The 284-nt window shown below is 57.4% G+C and carries 1 protein-coding gene; it reads left to right on the top strand.

The features are described 5' to 3' along the window. Positions 1 to 284 (top strand): hypothetical protein (locus H6A07_RS09705; protein WP_204814718.1); only part of this gene is annotated, 284 nt, incomplete at both ends.

Here is a 284-nt window from a genome sequence, read left to right on the forward strand (position 1 = left end):
TCCTACGACTTCATAGCGGGAGGAACGGGCTCGGGTAACGTCAACCACGCCTACGTGGTAAGCCTCACCGAAGGACTCGGGAACGCCGGACTCAGGATTGACAGGAAAGTACAGAAGGCCTACCTCGACTACATTCCAAAGGCCAAGGCGGCGCTGGACAAAGGCAAGAAAGAAAGGGACCGCTTCCTGCCGGAGAAGCTCATCGACGAGATGGAGCTGCCGCAAGACATGCTCGACAAGGCCGCCAAGGGCAACGACATGGCCATAATAACCATCGGCAAGAC

The sequence above is a fragment of the Olsenella uli genome (genome assembly GCF_016899935.1).
In the GTDB taxonomy this organism is placed as follows: Bacteria; Actinomycetota; Coriobacteriia; order Coriobacteriales; family Atopobiaceae; genus Thermophilibacter; species Thermophilibacter uli_B.